The sequence below is a fragment of the Thermobifida halotolerans genome (assembly GCF_003574835.2).
GTDB classification, from domain to species: domain Bacteria; phylum Actinomycetota; class Actinomycetes; order Streptosporangiales; family Streptosporangiaceae; genus Thermobifida; species Thermobifida halotolerans.
Window position 1 is genome coordinate 4,121,357 of the sequence record NZ_CP063196.1, and the last position, 17,019, is coordinate 4,138,375.

19 protein-coding genes are annotated in these 17,019 nt (G+C 70.2%); 5 read left to right on the top strand and 14 right to left on the bottom strand.

Annotated features, from left to right (window positions below; all coding sequences use genetic code 11):
• The 11 genes from NI17_RS18395 to NI17_RS18445 form a co-directional block, all read right to left on the bottom strand.
• Window positions 1-531, bottom strand: coding sequence for a PH domain-containing protein (locus NI17_RS18395; RefSeq protein WP_199860033.1), 531 nt, complete (start codon window positions 529-531; stop codon window positions 1-3).
• Between the two features lie 128 nt (window positions 532-659).
• On the bottom strand, window positions 660-1,151 hold the full coding sequence (locus tag NI17_RS18400) for a DUF3180 domain-containing protein (protein WP_243597544.1): 492 nt from the start codon (window positions 1,149-1,151) through the stop codon (window positions 660-662).
• On the bottom strand, window positions 1,148-1,672 hold the full coding sequence (gene folK / locus NI17_RS18405; RefSeq protein WP_068691138.1) for a 2-amino-4-hydroxy-6-hydroxymethyldihydropteridine diphosphokinase: 525 nt from the start codon (window positions 1,670-1,672) through the stop codon (window positions 1,148-1,150). Before folK ends, NI17_RS18400 begins: the two co-directional genes overlap by 4 nt.
• Window positions 1,669-2,049 (bottom strand): dihydroneopterin aldolase, encoded by a 381-nt coding sequence (folB, locus tag NI17_RS18410; RefSeq protein ID WP_068691140.1) that lies wholly within the window; start codon window positions 2,047-2,049, stop codon window positions 1,669-1,671. Before folB ends, folK begins: the two co-directional genes overlap by 4 nt.
• Complete coding sequence (locus NI17_RS18415) at window positions 2,046-2,483, bottom strand: nuclear transport factor 2 family protein (RefSeq protein ID WP_068691142.1); 438 nt, start codon at window positions 2,481-2,483, stop codon at window positions 2,046-2,048. The genes folB and NI17_RS18415 overlap by 4 nt, the downstream gene beginning before the upstream one ends.
• The gene (folP, locus tag NI17_RS18420) at window positions 2,480-3,388 is read right to left on the bottom strand and encodes a dihydropteroate synthase (RefSeq protein ID WP_440571825.1); all 909 of its coding nucleotides are present in this window, start codon (window positions 3,386-3,388) and stop codon (window positions 2,480-2,482) included. The genes NI17_RS18415 and folP overlap by 4 nt, the downstream gene beginning before the upstream one ends.
• Before the next feature lie 115 nt (window positions 3,389-3,503).
• Window positions 3,504-4,127, bottom strand: coding sequence for a GTP cyclohydrolase I FolE (gene folE / locus NI17_RS18425; RefSeq protein ID WP_068691144.1), 624 nt, complete (start codon window positions 4,125-4,127; stop codon window positions 3,504-3,506).
• Window positions 4,124-6,169, bottom strand: coding sequence for an ATP-dependent zinc metalloprotease FtsH (gene ftsH / locus NI17_RS18430; protein ID WP_068691147.1), 2,046 nt, complete (start codon window positions 6,167-6,169; stop codon window positions 4,124-4,126). Before ftsH ends, folE begins: the two co-directional genes overlap by 4 nt.
• 347 nt (window positions 6,170-6,516) lie before the next feature.
• Complete coding sequence (gene hpt / locus NI17_RS18435) at window positions 6,517-7,068, bottom strand: hypoxanthine phosphoribosyltransferase (protein ID WP_068691149.1); 552 nt, start codon at window positions 7,066-7,068, stop codon at window positions 6,517-6,519.
• 123 nt (window positions 7,069-7,191) lie between these two features.
• A complete protein-coding gene (gene tilS, locus NI17_RS18440) occupies window positions 7,192-8,169 on the bottom strand; it encodes a tRNA lysidine(34) synthetase TilS (protein ID WP_068691151.1) in 978 nt (325 codons plus the stop codon).
• 17 nt (window positions 8,170-8,186) lie between these two features.
• The gene (locus NI17_RS18445) at window positions 8,187-9,290 is read right to left on the bottom strand and encodes a zinc-dependent metalloprotease (RefSeq protein ID WP_068691153.1); all 1,104 of its coding nucleotides are present in this window, start codon (window positions 9,288-9,290) and stop codon (window positions 8,187-8,189) included.
• A 309-nt stretch (window positions 9,291-9,599) separates the two neighbouring features.
• Between NI17_RS18445 and NI17_RS18450 the strand changes: the two genes are divergently transcribed.
• Window positions 9,600-9,974, top strand: a complete 375-nt coding sequence (locus tag NI17_RS18450) for a hypothetical protein (RefSeq protein ID WP_068691155.1) — start codon at window positions 9,600-9,602, stop codon at window positions 9,972-9,974.
• A gap of 8 nt (window positions 9,975-9,982) precedes the next feature.
• Here the strand turns inward: NI17_RS18450 and NI17_RS18455 are convergent, their stop codons facing one another.
• Window positions 9,983-10,537 carry a hypothetical protein gene (locus NI17_RS18455; RefSeq protein ID WP_068691157.1) on the bottom strand — a complete coding sequence of 185 codons (555 nt, stop codon included), beginning with the start codon at window positions 10,535-10,537 and terminating at the stop codon, window positions 9,983-9,985.
• 552 nt (window positions 10,538-11,089) lie between these two features.
• On the opposite strand from NI17_RS18455, the gene NI17_RS18460 reads away from it, so the two are divergent.
• Both NI17_RS18460 and NI17_RS18465 read left to right on the top strand, forming a co-directional pair.
• Window positions 11,090-11,743: a hypothetical protein gene (locus NI17_RS18460; RefSeq protein ID WP_068691159.1), complete on the top strand. Its 654-nt coding sequence runs from the start codon at window positions 11,090-11,092 to the stop codon at window positions 11,741-11,743.
• A gap of 165 nt (window positions 11,744-11,908) precedes the next feature.
• On the top strand, window positions 11,909-12,496 hold the full coding sequence (locus tag NI17_RS18465; RefSeq protein ID WP_199860034.1) for a sigma-70 family RNA polymerase sigma factor: 588 nt from the start codon (window positions 11,909-11,911) through the stop codon (window positions 12,494-12,496).
• A 122-nt stretch (window positions 12,497-12,618) separates the two neighbouring features.
• Here NI17_RS18465 and NI17_RS18470 read toward each other — a convergent pair whose 3' ends face one another.
• Window positions 12,619-13,137: an inorganic diphosphatase gene (locus tag NI17_RS18470; protein ID WP_068691163.1), complete on the bottom strand. Its 519-nt coding sequence runs from the start codon at window positions 13,135-13,137 to the stop codon at window positions 12,619-12,621.
• Between the two features lie 113 nt (window positions 13,138-13,250).
• Between NI17_RS18470 and dacB the strand changes: the two genes are divergently transcribed.
• Complete coding sequence (gene dacB, locus NI17_RS18475; RefSeq protein WP_234401911.1) at window positions 13,251-14,606, top strand: D-alanyl-D-alanine carboxypeptidase/D-alanyl-D-alanine endopeptidase; 1,356 nt, start codon at window positions 13,251-13,253, stop codon at window positions 14,604-14,606.
• A 47-nt stretch (window positions 14,607-14,653) separates the two neighbouring features.
• Here dacB and NI17_RS18480 read toward each other — a convergent pair whose 3' ends face one another.
• Entirely contained in the window at window positions 14,654-14,962 is a 309-nt protein-coding gene (locus NI17_RS18480) for a hypothetical protein (RefSeq protein ID WP_234401912.1), read from the bottom strand.
• 617 nt (window positions 14,963-15,579) lie between these two features.
• On the opposite strand from NI17_RS18480, the gene NI17_RS18485 reads away from it, so the two are divergent.
• Complete coding sequence (locus tag NI17_RS18485) at window positions 15,580-16,878, top strand: MFS transporter (protein ID WP_068691170.1); 1,299 nt, start codon at window positions 15,580-15,582, stop codon at window positions 16,876-16,878.
• The last annotated feature ends 141 nt before the right edge of the window (window positions 16,879-17,019 follow it).

The window sequence follows — 17,019 nt, forward strand, 5'->3', positions numbered from 1 at the left end:
TCACAGCCCCGTGGGAAAGGTCTCGCCGCGCTCCGCCAGGCGGTCCCGCAGCGCGGCGGCGTCCGCCAACCGCAGTCCCGGAACGCGCGCGTCGGCGGTGCTCGCGGCGGTACGCACCCGCACCGTGGCGATTCCCAGCGCCTGCTCCAGCAGGTTGGCGGTGACGTCCACCACCTGCATCCGGCCGTAGGGAATCACGAGCAACTGCCGGATCACCGTCCCGAACGTCAGATAGAAGTCGCTGTCCCCTTCCGCGTACCCCCAGGCCGTCCTCGCCCGCTCCGAGGCGACCCAGGCGACCGCCAGCGCGAGCAGCGCGATCACCGCCACGGCCACGCCCACGGACCAGTGCAGCCACAGTCCCGTGCCGGTTCCCCCCAGCACGGCGACCGGCACCGCGGTCAGCACCGCCAGCAGCCTGCGGTACCGGGTGAACGCCGGATCCACTCGGCACCACTCGGTCCCCGGGGGCGCGGCGAAGGCCGTCTCGACCGGAGAACCCTTCGGCTCCGGGAGGACGGGGGCCGCCATCCGCGGCGTCCTGGGAGATTCGGCGAAGTTCACGATTCCAGTCAACCATCCCCGAACAGACGAACCGCTGCACTACGCACTAAATTACTCACCGCCTGTCGGTCAACCGGCAGCCGACACGGCCCGGCTCACCCCTCGGCTCCGTTCTCCTGGTCGTCCTTCGGCACCCGGCAGGCGTACTCCAGAAAAGCCCCCGCGACGATCAGCAGCAGACCCGACAGGGCGGTGCCGCCCGCGATGAGGGCGTCCGAACGGGCGTGCGGGCTGTGCAGCCAGTCCAGCAGCGCCAGGGCGAACCCGCCGAACCCGCCCAGGGCGAGCGCACCGAACAGGATGCTGGCCTTGGCCAAGGCCACCAGCCGGGCCGCGCTGATCGGCTCGACCGGTTCGGTTCCCGGCTCGCCCCGGATACGGCGGCGCGTGTGCACCGCGGTGATCAACTCACCGAGCGCGAGCAGCGACAGCGTGGGAATGGCCGTCCACGGCAGCAGGAGCAGACTGGAGTACGTCTCGCGCACCACCAGGAACACCACCACACCGGTGACGACGGTGACCAGCAGCGGCACCCGCCACCCCGTGGGACGCAGCCGGTCGCGGCGGTCGTCGTGCGGCGGACTCACTCGGGCACCCGCAGCACCAGGTCGTCGCGCCGCCGCACCTCCTGGTCGGCCACTTCCGCCAGCAGGTCCCGTACCGCTCCCCGGCCGGGGAGTTCGGCGCCGGGGTCGATGTCGGCCCACGGCCGCAGCACGAAGGCGCGCTCGTGCGCCCGCGGATGGGGGAGGGTCAACTCCGGGGCGGTGCGGACCTGCCCCCCGTAGGCGATGATGTCGACGTCCAGGGTTCGGGGTCCCCACCGCACGTCGCGGAGCCGGTGGAACGCCTCCTCCACTCCCTGCGCGCGTTCCAGCAGTGTCTCCGGGCTGAGGAGGGTGTCGGCGACGGCCACCGCGTTGAGGTAGTCGTCCTGCTCCGGTCCGCCCACCGGAGCCGTCTCGTACACGGGGGACAGCCCCACCAGGCGCAGCCCGCGCGGGTCGAACAGGGCGTCGACCGCTCCCTGGAGGTTCTCCAACCGGTCCCCCAGGTTGCTGCCGAAGGCGAGCACGACCCTGCTGGCCTCGTTCCAGTCAGCTCTCACGCGCGCCTCCGCGAGATGGTGACGGTCACGTCGTCGAACGGGTGCCGGATGGGGGCGTTGGGCTTGTGCACCGTCACCCGCGCCTCGACCACCCGGGGCGAGGCCAGGCAGACGTCGGCGAGCCGTTCGGCGAGCGTCTCGATCAGGTTCACCGGCTCTCCTTCGACAACCGCCACGAGGCGGTCGCTGAGTTCGCCGTAGTCGACGGTGTCGGAGACGTCGTCGCTGCGCGCGGCCGGACGGGTGTCCACCCCGAGCACCACGTCCACGACGAACTCCTGCCCCTCGCGCCGTTCGAAGTCGAACACCCCGTGTCTTCCCCTGGCGCGTAACCCGCGTACCGCGATCCGGTCCGGCGATTCGAGCGTCTCAGTCATTCACCCTCGCCGTCTTCTTGGAGCATCACCGGCGACGCGTGGTGCGACCACAGCCGCCACCCCTGGTCGGTCTCGATGAACAGGTTGGTGGTGACCACCTGGCCGCCCGCCACGAAGCCGGGGTTGTCGTCCTCGGCGGTCAGCACGTTCTCCTCGCAGGTGACCATCGCCACGTCGCCGCTGACCCCGACGTGGGTCTCGGTGAGCACGTACTGGATGTAGGGGACGTTCGCCATGACCAGCGACCACGCCCGCATGATCTCGGAGCGCCCCCGCAGCATGGGCCAGCCGGGATTGACGCAGACCAGGTCGGGCGCCTGGTCCTCCTCCGCCCACACCCGGCCCATGAGGTCGATGTCACCGGTCTCGATGGCCTGGTAGAACTCCGCGTTGGCGGCGGCCACCCGCTCCTGGATCTCCTGCCGGGACCTCACTGGCCGCCCCGAGCGCGTGGGGCGTCGGCACGCCCGTGGACGAGGTCGGCTCCTCCGGTGCGCCAGGCCCGGGCGACCCGGACCGCGTCGGCGTTGGGGCGCACGTCGTGCACCCGGACCCCCCAGGCGCCGTGGAACGCGGCCAGAGCGGTCATGGCGACGGTGGCGTCGTCGCAGTCGGTGAAAGCGCGGGGACTGCCCTCGGCGTCGCTGAGCAGCCGCCCGAGGAAGCGTTTGCGGGACCCGGCGATCAGGACCGGGCGCCCCAGGTCCGCGAGGCGGTCCATGTGGGCCAGCAACGCCCAGTTGTGTCCCCGGTCGGGACTCTTGGCGAACCCCAGTCCGGGATCGATGACGATCTGGCCGGGATCGACCCCCTGGTCGACCACCACGGCCATGCGTCGGCTCAGTTCGTCGTGGACCTCTTGGACGACGTCGGTGTACACGGCACGCTTCTGCATGTCATGACTATGCCCACGCCAGTGCATCAACACATACGAGACGCCACTGGCCGCCACCAGCCGGGCCATCTCGGGATCGGCCAGCCCGCCACTGACGTCGTTGACCAGCACCGCGCCCGCGTCGACGGATGCCGCGGCGACCTCGGCCCGCATCGTGTCGACGCTCACGGCCACCCCCTGGCGGGCCAGTTCGGTGACGACGGGCAGCACCCGCCGCAGCTCCTCGTCCGCGGGAACCCGCTGCGCGCCCGGCTGGGTGGATTCGCCGCCCACGTCGACGATGTCCGCGCCTTCCTCGACCATCCGCAGCCCGTGCTCGATCGCCCGGTGGGAGTCGAACCATTGACCGCCGTCGGAGAACGAGTCCGGAGTGACGTTGACGACACCCATCACCAGACAGCGCTCTTCGACCGGAAGGCCGGGAAGCTCCTTTGTCGTCGCCATAGTCGTCAGCCTACAGATCCCCCGTCGGTGTCAGGTTTTCTGGCCTTCTCCCCGGTATCCCCCGGGCCGCGCACACCCGTGGGTCAAGATCTGCGAAAGGAATCGCCGCCTGAGGTCAGCGGTGTCCCATGATGAGCCCCATCGCCTCGGCGCGGGTCTTGTCGCTCTCCCGGAAGGCGCCGCGCACGGCGGAGGTCACCGTCTTGGCTCCGGGCTTGCGCACGCCGCGCATGGTCATGCACAGGTGCTCGGCCTCGATGACCACGATGACGCCGCGGGGATCGAGATGCTCCATCAGCGCGTCGGCCACCTGCGAGGTCAGCCGCTCCTGCACCTGGGGGCGGCGGGCGTAGACGTCCACCAGCCGGGCCAGCTTGGACAGCCCGGTGATCTGGCCGTTGACGTTGGGGATGTAGCCCACGTGCGCGGCCCCGTAGAAGGGAACGAGGTGGTGCTCGCACGTGGAGTACAGCTCGATGTCCTTGACCAGCACCATCTCCTCGTGGTTGGCCTCGAACACCGTGGTCAGCACGTCCTCGGGGCGCTGGTGCAGCCCCGCGAACTGCTCGGCGAAGGCCCGGGCGACCCGGGCGGGGGTCTCCACGAGACCGTCCCGGTCCGGGTCCTCGCCGATCGCCGACAGGATCTCGCGGACCGCCTTCTCGATGCGTGGCTGGTCGATGCCTGTGGGCTCCAGGCCGGTGTCGATGTCACCGGCCTGGTACTCGTACTCGGTCACGGTCGGTTCTCCGGGTTGGTGTCGCCCGAACCGCTCTCACGGTTCCCGCGCTGGTCCCAGGTGAGATCGCTGGTCGCGTTCGCCCGGCCGTTGGTCCCACCGATCAGGCCCTCGACGTCCTGGGGGCCCGTCAGCGCGAGCTCCTTGGGGGTGAGCACCGGAGGCTTGTCCGAGGGGATCCGCTTGCCGTAGCCCTTGTAGGACCCGCGCGACGGCCGCTTGCGCACCGGCGCGAAGATCTCCAGGACCTGCTCCTTGGACAGGGTCTCCTTGTCCAGCAGTTGCAGCACCAGCTCGTCGAGGACGTCCCGGTACTCGACGAGGATCTCCCAGGCCTCGTCGTGGGCGGCCTCGATGAGGCGGCGCACCTCCTCGTCGATCAGGGAGGCGATCTCCTCGGAGTACTCGCGGCTGTGCGCCATCTCACGGCCCAGGAACGGCTCGGTGTTGCCGTTGCCGAACTTGCGGGCGCCCAGCCGCTCGCTCATGCCGTACTCGGTGACCATGTTGCGGGCGAGCGCGGTGGCCTTGTCGATGTCGTTGGCCGCACCGGTGGTGGGCTCGTGGAAGACGAGCTCCTCCGCGGCGCGCCCGCCCAGCATCATGGCCAACTGGTCCATCATCTCCGAGCGCGAGGTGAGGAACTTGTCCTCCATCGGCAGGGACATGGTGTATCCCAGGGCACGGCCGCGCGGCAGGATGGTGATCTTGTGCACCGGGTCGGCGTTCGGCAGTGCGTGCCCCACCAGGGCGTGGCCGCCCTCGTGGTAGGCGATGACCTTCTTCTCCGCGTCCGACATGACCCGGCTCTTGCGTTCCGGTCCCGCCATGACCCGGTCGATGGCCTCCTCGAAGATGGCCATGTCGATCTGGTTCTGTCCGCGCCGGGCCGCCAGCAGCGCGCCCTCGTTGACGACGTTGGCCAGGTCGGCCCCGGTGAAGCCGGGGGTGCGCCGGGCGAGCACGTCGAGGTCGACGTCGGGCGTGGTCGGCTTGCCCTGGATGTGCACCTTGAGGATGCCCTTGCGGCCCTCCAGGTCGGGTCGGTCCACGACGATCTGCCGGTCGAAGCGCCCCGGACGCAGCAGGGCGGGGTCGAGGATGTCGGGACGGTTCGTGGCGGCGATCAGGATGACCCCGCCCTTGACGTCGAAGCCGTCCATCTCCACGAGCATCTGGTTCAGGGTCTGCTCGCGCTCGTCGTGGCCGCCGCCCATGCCCGCGCCGCGGTGTCGGCCGACGGCGTCGATCTCGTCGATGAAGATGATCGCCGGGGCGTTGGCCTTGGCCTGCTCGAACAGGTCGCGCACGCGGGAGGCGCCCACACCGACGAACATCTCGACGAAGTCCGAGCCGGAGATGGAGTAGAACGGAACCCCGGCCTCTCCCGCGACGGCGCGCGCCAGCAGGGTCTTGCCGGTGCCGGGCGGACCGTACAGGAGCACGCCCTTGGGGATCTTGGCGCCCAGGTTCTGGAACTTGGCCGGGTTCTGCAGGAACTCCTTGATCTCGTGGAGTTCCTCGATGGCCTCGTCCGCGCCCGCCACGTCGGAGAAGGTGGTCTTGGGCGTGTCCTTGGAGATCAGCTTGGCCCGGGACTTGCCGAAGTTCATGACCCGGGAGCCGCCGCCCTGCATCTGGCTCATGATGAAGAAGAAGAGGGCGATGATCAGCAGCAGCGGAAGGAAGCTGAACAGCAGGGACAGCCAGACGTTGTCGCCGGGGACCTCGACGTCGTAGGCCTCCAGGTTGCCGTCCTGGTTGGCGCGGAGGGCCTCGGCGAGATCCTCGCCCTGGCCGTCCACCCAGTAGGCCTCGTACAGATCACCGTCGACGGTGGTCAGCTCGATCCGCTGATCCTTGTCGATGATCTTGGCATCCCTGACCTGGTCCTCCTCGATCAGGGTGAAGACCCTCGAAGTGTCGGTCTTGACGTGCTCGGGTCCACTGCCCCATCCCATGAACTGGGAGACCACCAGCAGCATCAGCAGGATGGCAATGAACCACAGCCACGGTCCACGGTACAAACGCTTCAGATTCATCTATACGGAACCCCGCCGGGCCCGTCCCTTCTAACAGCGGTCCCTCCGAGTAGCGCAGAGGTGTCGGCGAGGGCCGACGACCCGGGGCGACGGTTGCCGTCGCACCGGACTCCGTCGGTCCGCCACGGCACCTCGTGCCGACCGCCGGAAGCGGGACCTATCGGACATGTGCTCCCTACAATGATGCCGGGATAATCGACGGTACACCCTGACCTTCTCGTACCACCCGCATGGTGCGATGGTAGGTCGAGGTTGCCCCGTCATGAGCGCAACGCTTGGCGACGCCCCTGTTGTTCCCGATTCGGGGGCAGGGGGCGCGGCTCCCGCGACGCCGCCGAGCGGCTTCCTCAGTCGTACATGTGCGCTGCGAGGGTGCCGATGAACGGCAGGTTGCGGTACTTCTCGGCGTAGTCCAGACCGTACCCGACGATGAACTCGTTCGGCAGGTCGAAACCGACGTACTTGACGTGCAGGTCGATGTTGAGCGCCAGGGGCTTGCGCACCATGGTGCAGATCTCCACCGACTCCGGACGGCGCGACCTGAGGTTGCCGATCAGCCACGACAGGGTCAGTCCGGAGTCGATGACGTCCTCGACGACCAGCACGTTGCGGCCCTGGATGTCGGTGTCGAGATCCTTGAGGATGCGGACCACCCCCGAGGACGTGGTGCCCGCGCCGTAGGAGGAGACCGCCATCCAGTCCATCTCGCAGGGGTGGTGCAGCTCCCGCGCCAGGTCTGCCATCACCATGACCGCGCCCTTGAGGACACCGACGAGCAGCAGGTCCCTGCCCGCGTAGTCGGCGTCGATCTCGGCTGCCATCTCCCGGGTCCGGGTCCTGATCTCTTCCTCGGTGACCAGGATCTTGTCCAGGGCGGAGCCCATGTCCTTCGCGTCCACGCTTCAGGTCCTCGCTGCTCAGCTAGGGATTCTTCAAGCGCAACCAGGATAAGCGGACCGAACACCGATGTTTCGCGCAGCCCGCGGCAAACGGGTGGCCGCCTCTCCCCACGCGTGTCCTCGTCAACTGTCGGCGGAGACGACGATCCGCCCGTCGGTCCTGCGGCCCCGGCGGGCCCCGGGGAGGTCGACGTGGGCCTGTCCCCTCCAGTCGGTGACCAGCCGGTCCAGCGCGAAGACGTGCCCCGCCGTGAGGGCCCCCGCCGGGCACCCGGCCGCCAGGGCGACGCGGCGCAGCAGGCGGGTGCGGACCGCCCTGGGCAGGGCGGCCAGTTCGGCGGCGTCCAGGGCGGTCGGCCCGCGCCCGGCCTGCCGCTCGGCCCGGTCCGCCCACTCGTCCAGGGCGTCGGCGTCGTCGCGCAGCAGGGTGGCGGTGCGGGCCAGCGCCTCGGCGACCCCCGGCCCCAGCACCCGCTCCAGGGCGGGCAGTGCGTCGTGGCGTACCCGTGAGCGGGCGTAGGCGGGGTCGGCGTTGTGCGGGTCGGACCAGGGGTCGAGGCCCATGAGTCCGGCCGCGGCGTGCACGGTGCGCCGGTCCAGTTCCAGCAGGGGCCGCAGGTAGCGTCCCGAGCGGGGGGACATGGCGGCCAGCGAACGGGCGCCCGATCCCCGGGCCAGCCGCAGCAGCACCGTCTCGGCCTGGTCGTCGCGGGTGTGGCCGAGCAGGACGGCGGAGGCGCCGTGGGCGTCGGCCGCCTTCTCCAGCGCGGCGTAGCGGGCGGTCCGGGCGGCTCCCTCGGGACCGCCGACCGTCCCGACGGCCACGGCGATCCGCTCGACCGGGTCGAGTCCCAGACCGCCGAGCACGGCGGCCACCGCGTCGGCGCGTTCGGCCGAGCCCTCCTGGAGTCCGTGGTCGACGGTGACCCCGCCCGCACGCAGCCCCAAGCGGGGCGCGACGAACGCGGCGGCTCCGGCCAGCGCCAGCGAGTCGGGGCCGCCACTGCACGCCACCAGCGCCAACGCACCGGCGGGCAGGCCGTCCAGCGCGCGGCGCACGGCCGCCCGCACCAGCGCCACGGGCGGCGGCGGTCCGCTCACGTGCCCTCCAGACCTGGTTACTCGGACTCGGATTCCCCACCCGGCGGGATCGGCAGCGGCGGGTGGACGACGCGGGCGATCCAGGCGTCGGGGTCGCGGATCTCGGCCAGGGTGGGCAGCGTCTCGGGGGACTCCCAGACCCGGTTGAAGTCGGCCATGCCGACCCGGGCGACCACCGCGCGCACGAAGGCCGAGCCCTCCTCGTACTGCTTCATCTTCAGTTCGAGGCCGAGCAGTTGGCGGATGACCTTGTCGAGCCGGTTGCCGCCTTCGCGGCGGCGCTGGAAGCGGCGGCGGATCTCGGCCACGCTCGGCACCACCTGGGGGCCGACCGCGTCCATCACGTAGTCGCCGTGCCCTTCGGCCAGGGTCATGACCGCGGTGATGCGGTCGAGGATCTCGCTCTGCTCCTCGCTCTGGAAGACGTCGATGAGGTTGGCCTCGTTGCCGCGGACCACCTCGGCGACCGCCTCGCCGACCGCGCGCAGCCGGTCCAGGAAGTCGAAGGCGCTGAGGTTGGACGCGCGCAGGTAGTCGGTCATCAACTGCTGCACGTGGCCGCGCAGCCACGGGTTGGCGGTGAACTGGGTGCGGTGCGTCTCCTCGTGCAGGCACACCCACAGGCGGAAGTCGTGCGGGTCGACGTCGAGTTCGCGTTCGGCGTGCACGATGTTGGGCGCCACGAGGGTGAGGCGGCCGGCCGGGGCCCTGCCCTCGGGGTCGGGCGGCAGGAACAGCTCGTACTGGCCGAGCACCCGCCCGGCGAGGTAGGAGAGCACCGCGCCGAGTTGCGCCCCGGTGACCCGGGAGCCGACCGCCGTGGTGATGGTGCCGACGGGAGAGTCCTTCGGGCCCGAGGGGCCGAGAGTGTCGAGGATGGGGTCCAGAACCACCCGGAAACCGTCGACATTCGCCCGGATCCATCCAGGGCGGTCGACGACGGCTGCGGGGCCTACGGGTTCGAGACTGTTCATGCCGGTGAACTCGCGCACGTGGGCCTGCGCGGTCACCGAGAGTTCGCGCAGCTGGGCCACTGCCTGTCGAGCCTCGGTGAGGCTGATCTGCGGCCCGGGCCGCACGAGGCGGACACCGGTGTTGACGGCTACTTCCCAGTCGATCAAAGTCACGTTTTCACCGTACCCAGTGAACCGGAGTCATTCGGGGGACGCGGACGATTCGGCGGCGCGTGTTCCGAAACCAATGCCGGGAGGCCAGGCGGGCAGGGCATTCCACCCCAGCATCCCACGGGCTCCCCAGCCTCACGGGGAGGTTCCCAGGCCACCCGAAGCCCCCTCCAGGGCCGAGGTCACAAGACCCCCGGGGGCAAGGCCACCTGGAGACTCCCCACGGGGTTGGGGTTTCACGACCCCCTCACCCGAAACACCCCACAGAAGCGAACACAAGTTCGAAAAAGGAGGTATGCTCCCCCCATGGTCGAACGGCGGTTGCCCCAGGAGTGGCCCGCGGGAGTCCATCCCTTCTGGGCCGACGACTTCGCGCAGAGCGCGGTCGAGTGGCTGTTCGGACTGCTTCCCGGCGACTACCGGTTGCACGGGGTGCTGCGCAGGCATCCGGTGGCGCTGTCCCGACTGGCGCTGCGCCACGTGGCGGCCGGTCTGGAGGCCGCCCGGGAGGGGTACCGGGCCGCCCCGGACGACCTGCGGGACCACCTGCCCTCCTCCGCCGTCGAGCAGGTCCGGCGCCTCTACCTCACCGAGGGGACACGGCTGGCCGAGACACTGCGCGCCGTCGAGGCCGTGGACCGGGCGCTGCGCGCCCGCTCCGGCGGATCGGCCGTCCGGTGAGCGGCCGGTCAGGCGGTGACCCGCACCACCACGGCGGTCTCGGCGCCGGTGTTGACCAGTTGCCGCCCGTCCACACCGCCGAGCACCCGGGTGCGCCCCGCCACCAGTTCCTGCACCGCGAGCAGGTGGCCACCCTCACCGGTGACCACCGCGTGGACGCGTCCGCGCGCCACCAGCAGCACGTCGCCGTGGACGGGAGGACCCCCCGACCGCACGTCGGACAGCGCGACGAACTCGTTGGGGGCCAGCGCCACCACGGCCATCCGTGCCCGGCCGGGGGCGTACCGTCGGACGGCGCGCGGCGGACGCTGCCAGTGTCCGTGCCGCCGCGGCCACAGGCGGAGCCGGGTGAGGGCGTCGGCGGCGCCGCGGGCAGCCGGCACGAGTCGGCCGACGGTGGGCAGGGGCCGGGCGGCCAGGTGCGCGTAACCGCTGCGCGCCCCGGCCATCACGATGTCGCCGATCCCCTCGGGGGAGGCCGTGACGGCGTTCCCCCGCGTGGGCAGCGGTTCGGCGGTGGAGACGGTGGAAGCGGAAGAGACGGTGGAGAGACCGGACAGCATCGACGGTGGTCCTTCGTGGTGAGCCGCACCGTCCGCACACGACGGTGCGGCAGCGGCGGAAGTACTGCGGTCCGGAACCGCGGGGCGGCCCGGAGAGAGACGCGCCCGGGGGCGCGCGGTGAACGGAACCGCCCGCGCGGGCGGGTGGGTTCCGTGGAACGACGCGGATCAGTCGATCAGCGACAACACGAAGGAGCCGAACACAGCGCACTGGCCACACGTCGGAAGGCCACCGGGGCCTTGCGAACGATGGCTGACTGGAGCGTGACAGTGCGCGGACGCATGTCGTCAAGCAGACCAACCCCGAGATGTGATGTCAAGCTCGGGACGGCGATCGGAGTGTCGTCTCCCTCATCCCTCCCCTACCCGGAGAAACCGTGGAAACCGGCAGCACGGGAGGTTGTGGTTCGGAAGAGACCAATGATGGCATTGGGCTTTGCCGAAACCGCCGAAGCTCTGATTGCGTATGGGACGACGGGCGAACGGCACGGGGCGTTCCACGGGACCGGCGGCCACGCCCCTGGCTTTCGGGATGCGCACCGGAGGTGACACGTGGGATACGGCGGAGACTCCCCCTCTGAAGGACTCGGCCCCGTCGCCGTCGTGCCCGACTCGCTGGGCGCGCAGGTCGTGCGGTTCACGATCCGCTTCCTGGTCGTCGTGGCGTCGGGTGTCATGGGAGCCGGTTTCCTGGGGTGGCAGGCGGGGGTGCTGGTGGCGGTGCTGGTCGCGCTCAGCTACCTCCTGCTGGCCACCCTCGCTCCCCACCTGCGCGCGCCGTTCGGCCGGGGACGGCTGCTGCGCACCCTGTACCGGAACGGCTACCACGTGGTCCCGGGAGGGCGGTCCCGGCACGTGGCGGTCGGCGCGGGCGGTGTCTACCTGCTGGAGACCCGGACCTGGCAGCACGCGGTCTCCAGGAACGGCGACTCCTGGATGATCGGCGCGCTTCCCGCCGACCGCGCCGTGGAGCGCGTCGGTGCCCACGCGGCACGCCTGGAGCGCTCGCTGCACCTGGCGGAGAACTGGCCGGGAGTCAGGGTGGTGCCGGTGATCACGTCCGTGGGACGGCTGCCCGAGCCGGTGATGCGTTCGGGTCGCGTGGTCATCGCCCGCCCCCGCCAGGCGGTCGAGCACATCCTGGCCCAGCCGACCATCCTCGACCCCCAGGATGTGGACGACATCGCGCAGCGCTTCGCGTCCTGACGCCTCCGGGAGGACTCCGCGGCTGCTGGGACGCTGCCGCGGGATTCTCGCCGGACTCCGCGGGCATGACTTCCGCCGTTGTGGGCACGCACCTGACCGTGCTGACGAATTTCATCCCCGTTGTCGGGAAAAACGTCGTGCCCCGACCGGAGAAACCGTAATTTTATGCCCATGACGGACCGTGAGCTTCTCCAGGCTCTGCGATCGGGTGGCTCCACCACGGCACAGACCTGCGGCCTGCTCTTCGACGCCTACGGCGCGGAACTCTACGAGCACTGCCGGAACACGCTCGACGACGACGCCGCCGCGCAGAGCGCACTACGCGACACCGTCATCGTCGCCCTGGCGCACATCGGCAGGCTGTCCGATCCCGACCTGCTGCGGGACTGGCTCCTCGCCCTCGCCGACGCCGAGTGCGCGCGGCACGAGGCGGCCGCGTCGCAGTGGAGGGAACAGGACCACGACGGGAAGCCGCCGCGGGCCGCGCTGACCGGAGTCTCGTCCGTGACACAGCCCGCGGCACTGCGTGTGCGGGTTCTCAGCGGAGTGATCACCCCGGAACTGGCCGAGTACCGCAGCCTTGTGGCGGCCAGGGGCAATCACTTCGACCGGAGGGGTTTTCCACTTCCCGCCTCGGCCAGGCGTTCCCCGGGGCCCTGCTCCTACCTGGTTCCCGGGCTGATCGCCGGCGTCGGCGCGGTGGTGGCACTGGTCGTCGTACTGTTTCAACTGGTCAGCCGCACGGTTCTGTGAGGAGTTCCTTCTCCCGTGGGTCCGCCGGTTCGGTCCGGACCGGCGCCGGGGCATGACCTGTCGGCCGATCCGGCCGCCTCGTCACCACGACCGCGCCACCGTTGTCGTCTGTTGTCCGCGGGTCAGTCGTCCAACCTGATGTGTGCGTCGTTCTGGTGTCCGTGCTCGGCGGCGCGCTTGACGGAGTTCCTGATCTCCTGCTCGGCCTCGTGGCGGCCCACCCAGGTCGCGCCCTCGACCGACTTGCCCGGCTCCAGGTCCTTGTAGACGGTGAAGAAGTGCTGGATCTCCAGCCGCTCGAACTCATTTACGTGATGAATGTCACGAAGGTGCTCCATGCGCGGGTCCGTGGCGGGCACGCACAGCACCTTGTCGTCCCCTCCGGCCTCGTCGCGCATGCGGAACATGCCGATGGCGCGGCAACGGATGATGCATCCGGGGAAGGTGGAGTGTTTGAGCAGCACGAGAGCGTCCAGCGGGTCACCGTCGTCACCCAGGGTGCCCTCGATGAAGCCGTAGTCGGCGGGGTAACTGGTCGAGGTGAACAGCATGCGGTCCAGCCGGATGCGGCCGGTCTCATGGTCCATCTCGTACTTGTTTCGCTCTCCCTTAGGGATTTCGATCGTGACGTCGAATTCCATACTGTTCTCGGCTCCCCTAGCGACTAATGTCGCCATAGTTCACAGGTTTTTGCGACGTCGACGGAAGGCAGGTACCGGGAGTGCGGAACGATCGACTCTGGGCTCTCCTCACCTTGGCCTTGCTCACCCTGTTCGTGCTGGCCACCAGCCTGGTCGCCCGCGACGCGATCGCTGCGCGCCCACCGGAGACCGTGCCTGTTCCCGTCGCGGTCGCAGAGACGGTGCCTCTTCCGGCCGCCGCGGATGCCGAGACCGTGGATCCGGCCCGACTCGCGGATAAGCTCGATGATCCCATGTCGCGGTCGGGCATCGTCGAGGGGCTCTCCGCATACGTCGTCGACGCGGAAACCCACCAGGAACTCTATGCTCACGACGCGGACGAGGAGAGGGTCCCGGCCTCCACCACCAAGATCGTCACCGCCGTGGCCGCCCTGCACGCCGTGGGCCCGGACGCGCGGATCGACACCAGGGTCGTCCGGGGTTCCTCCCCCGACGAGGTCATCCTCGTCGGCGGGGGCGACCCCACCCTGACCGAGACCGACGACCCGGACCGCTACCCGCGTCTGGCTTCCCTCGAGGAACTGGCCGCCGGGACCGCGGACGCGCTGGCCGAGGCGGGCGTGACCACGGTGCGGCTGGGCTACGACGAGTCCGCCTACGCGGGGGACTCCCTGGGCCCCGGCTGGAAGCAGGGCTACGTCGACGAGGGCAGCACCGCCACGGTGCACGCGCTGATGATGGACTGCGGCCGGATCCAGACCACCGAGGTGTGCGGCCTGCTCGACATCGAGGACAAGTACGGTCCGCGGGAGACGGACCCGCCGCTGGCCGCCGCGGAGGCCTTCGCCCGGCAACTGGGCGAGGTGGGCATCACCGTGACGGGTGCGCCGCAGGCCACCCGGGCCGCGGCGGACGCCGAGACGCTGGCGAGCGTGTCGTCTCCCCCGGTGGGGACCCTGGTCGAGAAGATCCTGCTGGACAGCAACAACAACGTCGCCGAGGCCCTGGCCCGTCAGGTGGCGGTCGTCAGGGGCGAGGAGCCCAGCTTCGAGGGTGCGGCGAGGGCCGTCATGGCGGTCATGGACGAACTCGGCGTCGAGGGTGTGCGGGTCAGTGACGGCAGCGGTCTTTCGGTGGACAACCGGATCACCGCGCAGGCGCTGGTGGAGCTGCTGGTGCTCTCGGCCGACCCCGCGCACCCGGAGCTGTATCCGACGCTTTCGGGGCTGCCCACCGCACACGCCACCGGCAGTCTGGACAACCGGTACGCACCGGACGGATCCGCCGGCGCGGGCGCCGGTCTGGTCCGCGCCAAGACCGGAACGCTCAACGAGGTGAGCTCACTCGCGGGCACCGCCTACACCTCGGAGGGCAGGCTCCTGGTGTTCGCGTTCATGGCCAACCATCCCGGTGCGACATGGCAGGCCGTCGACATTCTCGCCTCCACCCTCACCGAGTGCGGATGCTGAGGGGCGGGGCGTCGAGCCGGTGACGGCTCGGATCTCTCGGTACGCGGTCAGGCCGCGGTGGACACCCGCGGGTGCGGGGCGATCATCGAGTTGAGCAGTGCTGCGGCGCCGGAGGGGTCGTTGGCGGGGTGGGTGACGGTCGTGCCGAACGGTCCGCTCCAGATGAACTTGCCGTCGCAGCACCACACGTTGAGACCGGAACTGGTGGAGACGAAGGCGACGTCGGGGGAGCCCGCCTGGTACCAGGGCTTGGTCTGGCCGTCGCTCAGTTCGCAGAAGAGGGCCTCGACCGAACGGTCAGCGCGGAACCCGTGTCTGGGGACGCGGCGCACGCGGGCGGCTTCCGTCAGCTTCACCCGATAGGTCCGTGGATTGTTCAGTCGTGGATGGCTCAAGGCTTCTCCTGCGGGTGGCTTCGGGGCGCCGCGGACCGCGGCGCTCCTCTCCTCCTTCGGCGGCCACTGGCTGTGTCCGCCGCGGTCGCTCCGCCCACTGGGCGGCGGACGACCGAAGGATCATCCTTCTTTACGAGGAACGGATTGCATCGTTACCTCACAGTGATCCTCGAGATCGGGATGCTAGCAGGATCTGCCCGCCGTTAGGAGGGTCTTCGAAATGTAGGCCATGTCACATTGTGATCATCTCGCAACCATGACATGGTGAGTGCTTTGCCTGGTCATTGCCTGTTTTGCGGTTCTTCGGAGCCCCTCCGCCCCCTCTCCGTCGGGAGAGTGGTCAGGACCATTCACACCGTCTTCTCCACACCTGTCGCCCCCTGTGCGCAGGAGGTCCGGAGCACACGGTCCGCCCCGATGCGCCCGCACCCTCCCGACAGACGTGTTTGATCCCTCATCACGGGGAGCGGACCGGACGGACGCGGACCATGCGTTCCGCGGGAGCACCCCCGGAGCGGACCGTGGTCACGGGAGTACGATCGGCGCTGTCGCGCGGTCGGCGGGGAACGGGGGGAACGATGAGTCTGGAGACGTCGCAGCACACCTCTGGACAAGAAAGATCCGATGACAGGACTACTACTGTCCGGCAGGTGGCGAGCGAGCCCCCCGGCGGCGCCCGCGCGTGGCTGGTGTGGGGCATCGCGGCCGTCGTCTACTTCCTGGCCATGTTCCACCGTAACGGCATGAGCGCGGCCGCCCTGCACGCCCAGGAGCGCTTCGACGTCGGTCCGGCTCTGCTGTCGGCCCTGCCCACGGTCCAACTGGTCATCTACGTGCTCTTCCAGATTCCCGCGGGCCTGCTCGCGGACCGTCTGGGACCGCGCCGGTCCCTGGTGATCAGTCTGGGAGTCATGGCGGCGGGCACGGTCCTGTTCGCGGTCGCTCCGGACGTGCGGACCGCCGTCGCGGGACGGCTCCTCATCGGTGCGGGCGACTCCCTGGTGTTCCTCAACGTCATCCGGACCGGTGCCCTGTGGTTCCCCCGGCGGCACTACAGCCTCGTCAGCGCGCTCACCGGACTCGTCGGCGGACTGGGGCAGCTCAGCAGCGCCGTACCGCTGTCGGCGCTGCTGAACGGAGTCGGCTGGGAGGTGTCCTTCCTCGGCGCCGGCGCGGTCAGCCTGCTGACCGGCGCCCTGGTCCTCCTGCTGGTCCGTGACCGCCCCGACGGCCGCCCCGCGCCCTCACACGCCCTCCCGTCGGTGCGGGAGAGCATCGTGGAGGCGCTGTCGCACCGCGGGCCGCGCGTCGGTATGGCCGCGCACGCGGTCATCATGGTGCCGTTCACCGTGCTGGGGATCCTGTGGGGCTACCCGCTGCTGGAGGAGGGTTACGGGCTCTCCGCGCGTACCGCCGGTCTGCTGCTGACCGGAGCGATGGCCCTACCGATGGCTCTCGTGCCGTTCCTGGGCCGGATTCCGGGCAGACACCCGAGCGCCCGCAGGCCGCTGGTGCTGGCTCTGGCCTGGACCGTCACCCTCTCCTGGCTGGGCGTGGTGGCCTGGCCGGGCGGCCTGCCCCCTCTGGCGGTCACCGCGGCGGTGATCGTGGTCAGCGCCTTCGCCACGGTCATGGCTCCGTCGCTCTCCTTCGACTACGCCCGCGACGGCCTGCCCGAGCAGCGCACCGGGACAGCCTCGGGGCTGGTCAACATGAGCGGCTTCACGTCGGTGATGCTCGGCGTGGTGAGCGCGGGAGTCCTGCTGGACCTCACGGGCGCCGACGCGTCCTTCCAGTTGGCCTTCGTGCCCATGGTCCTGCTGTGCCTGGCGGCCTCGGTCACCATAACGGTGTTGCTGCGACGCCCACGCCGGTGAGCCCGGCTCGCGGGGAACCGACGCCGCGCGGTCAGGAGGGGCACACCCGGAAGCCCCGACCGAGGAGGCCGGGGAGCATCGACTCCGGGGAGTTTCCCGTGGCCCCGCCCCGGGAGGCCGGGTGGCCCAGGCCGCCCGGGA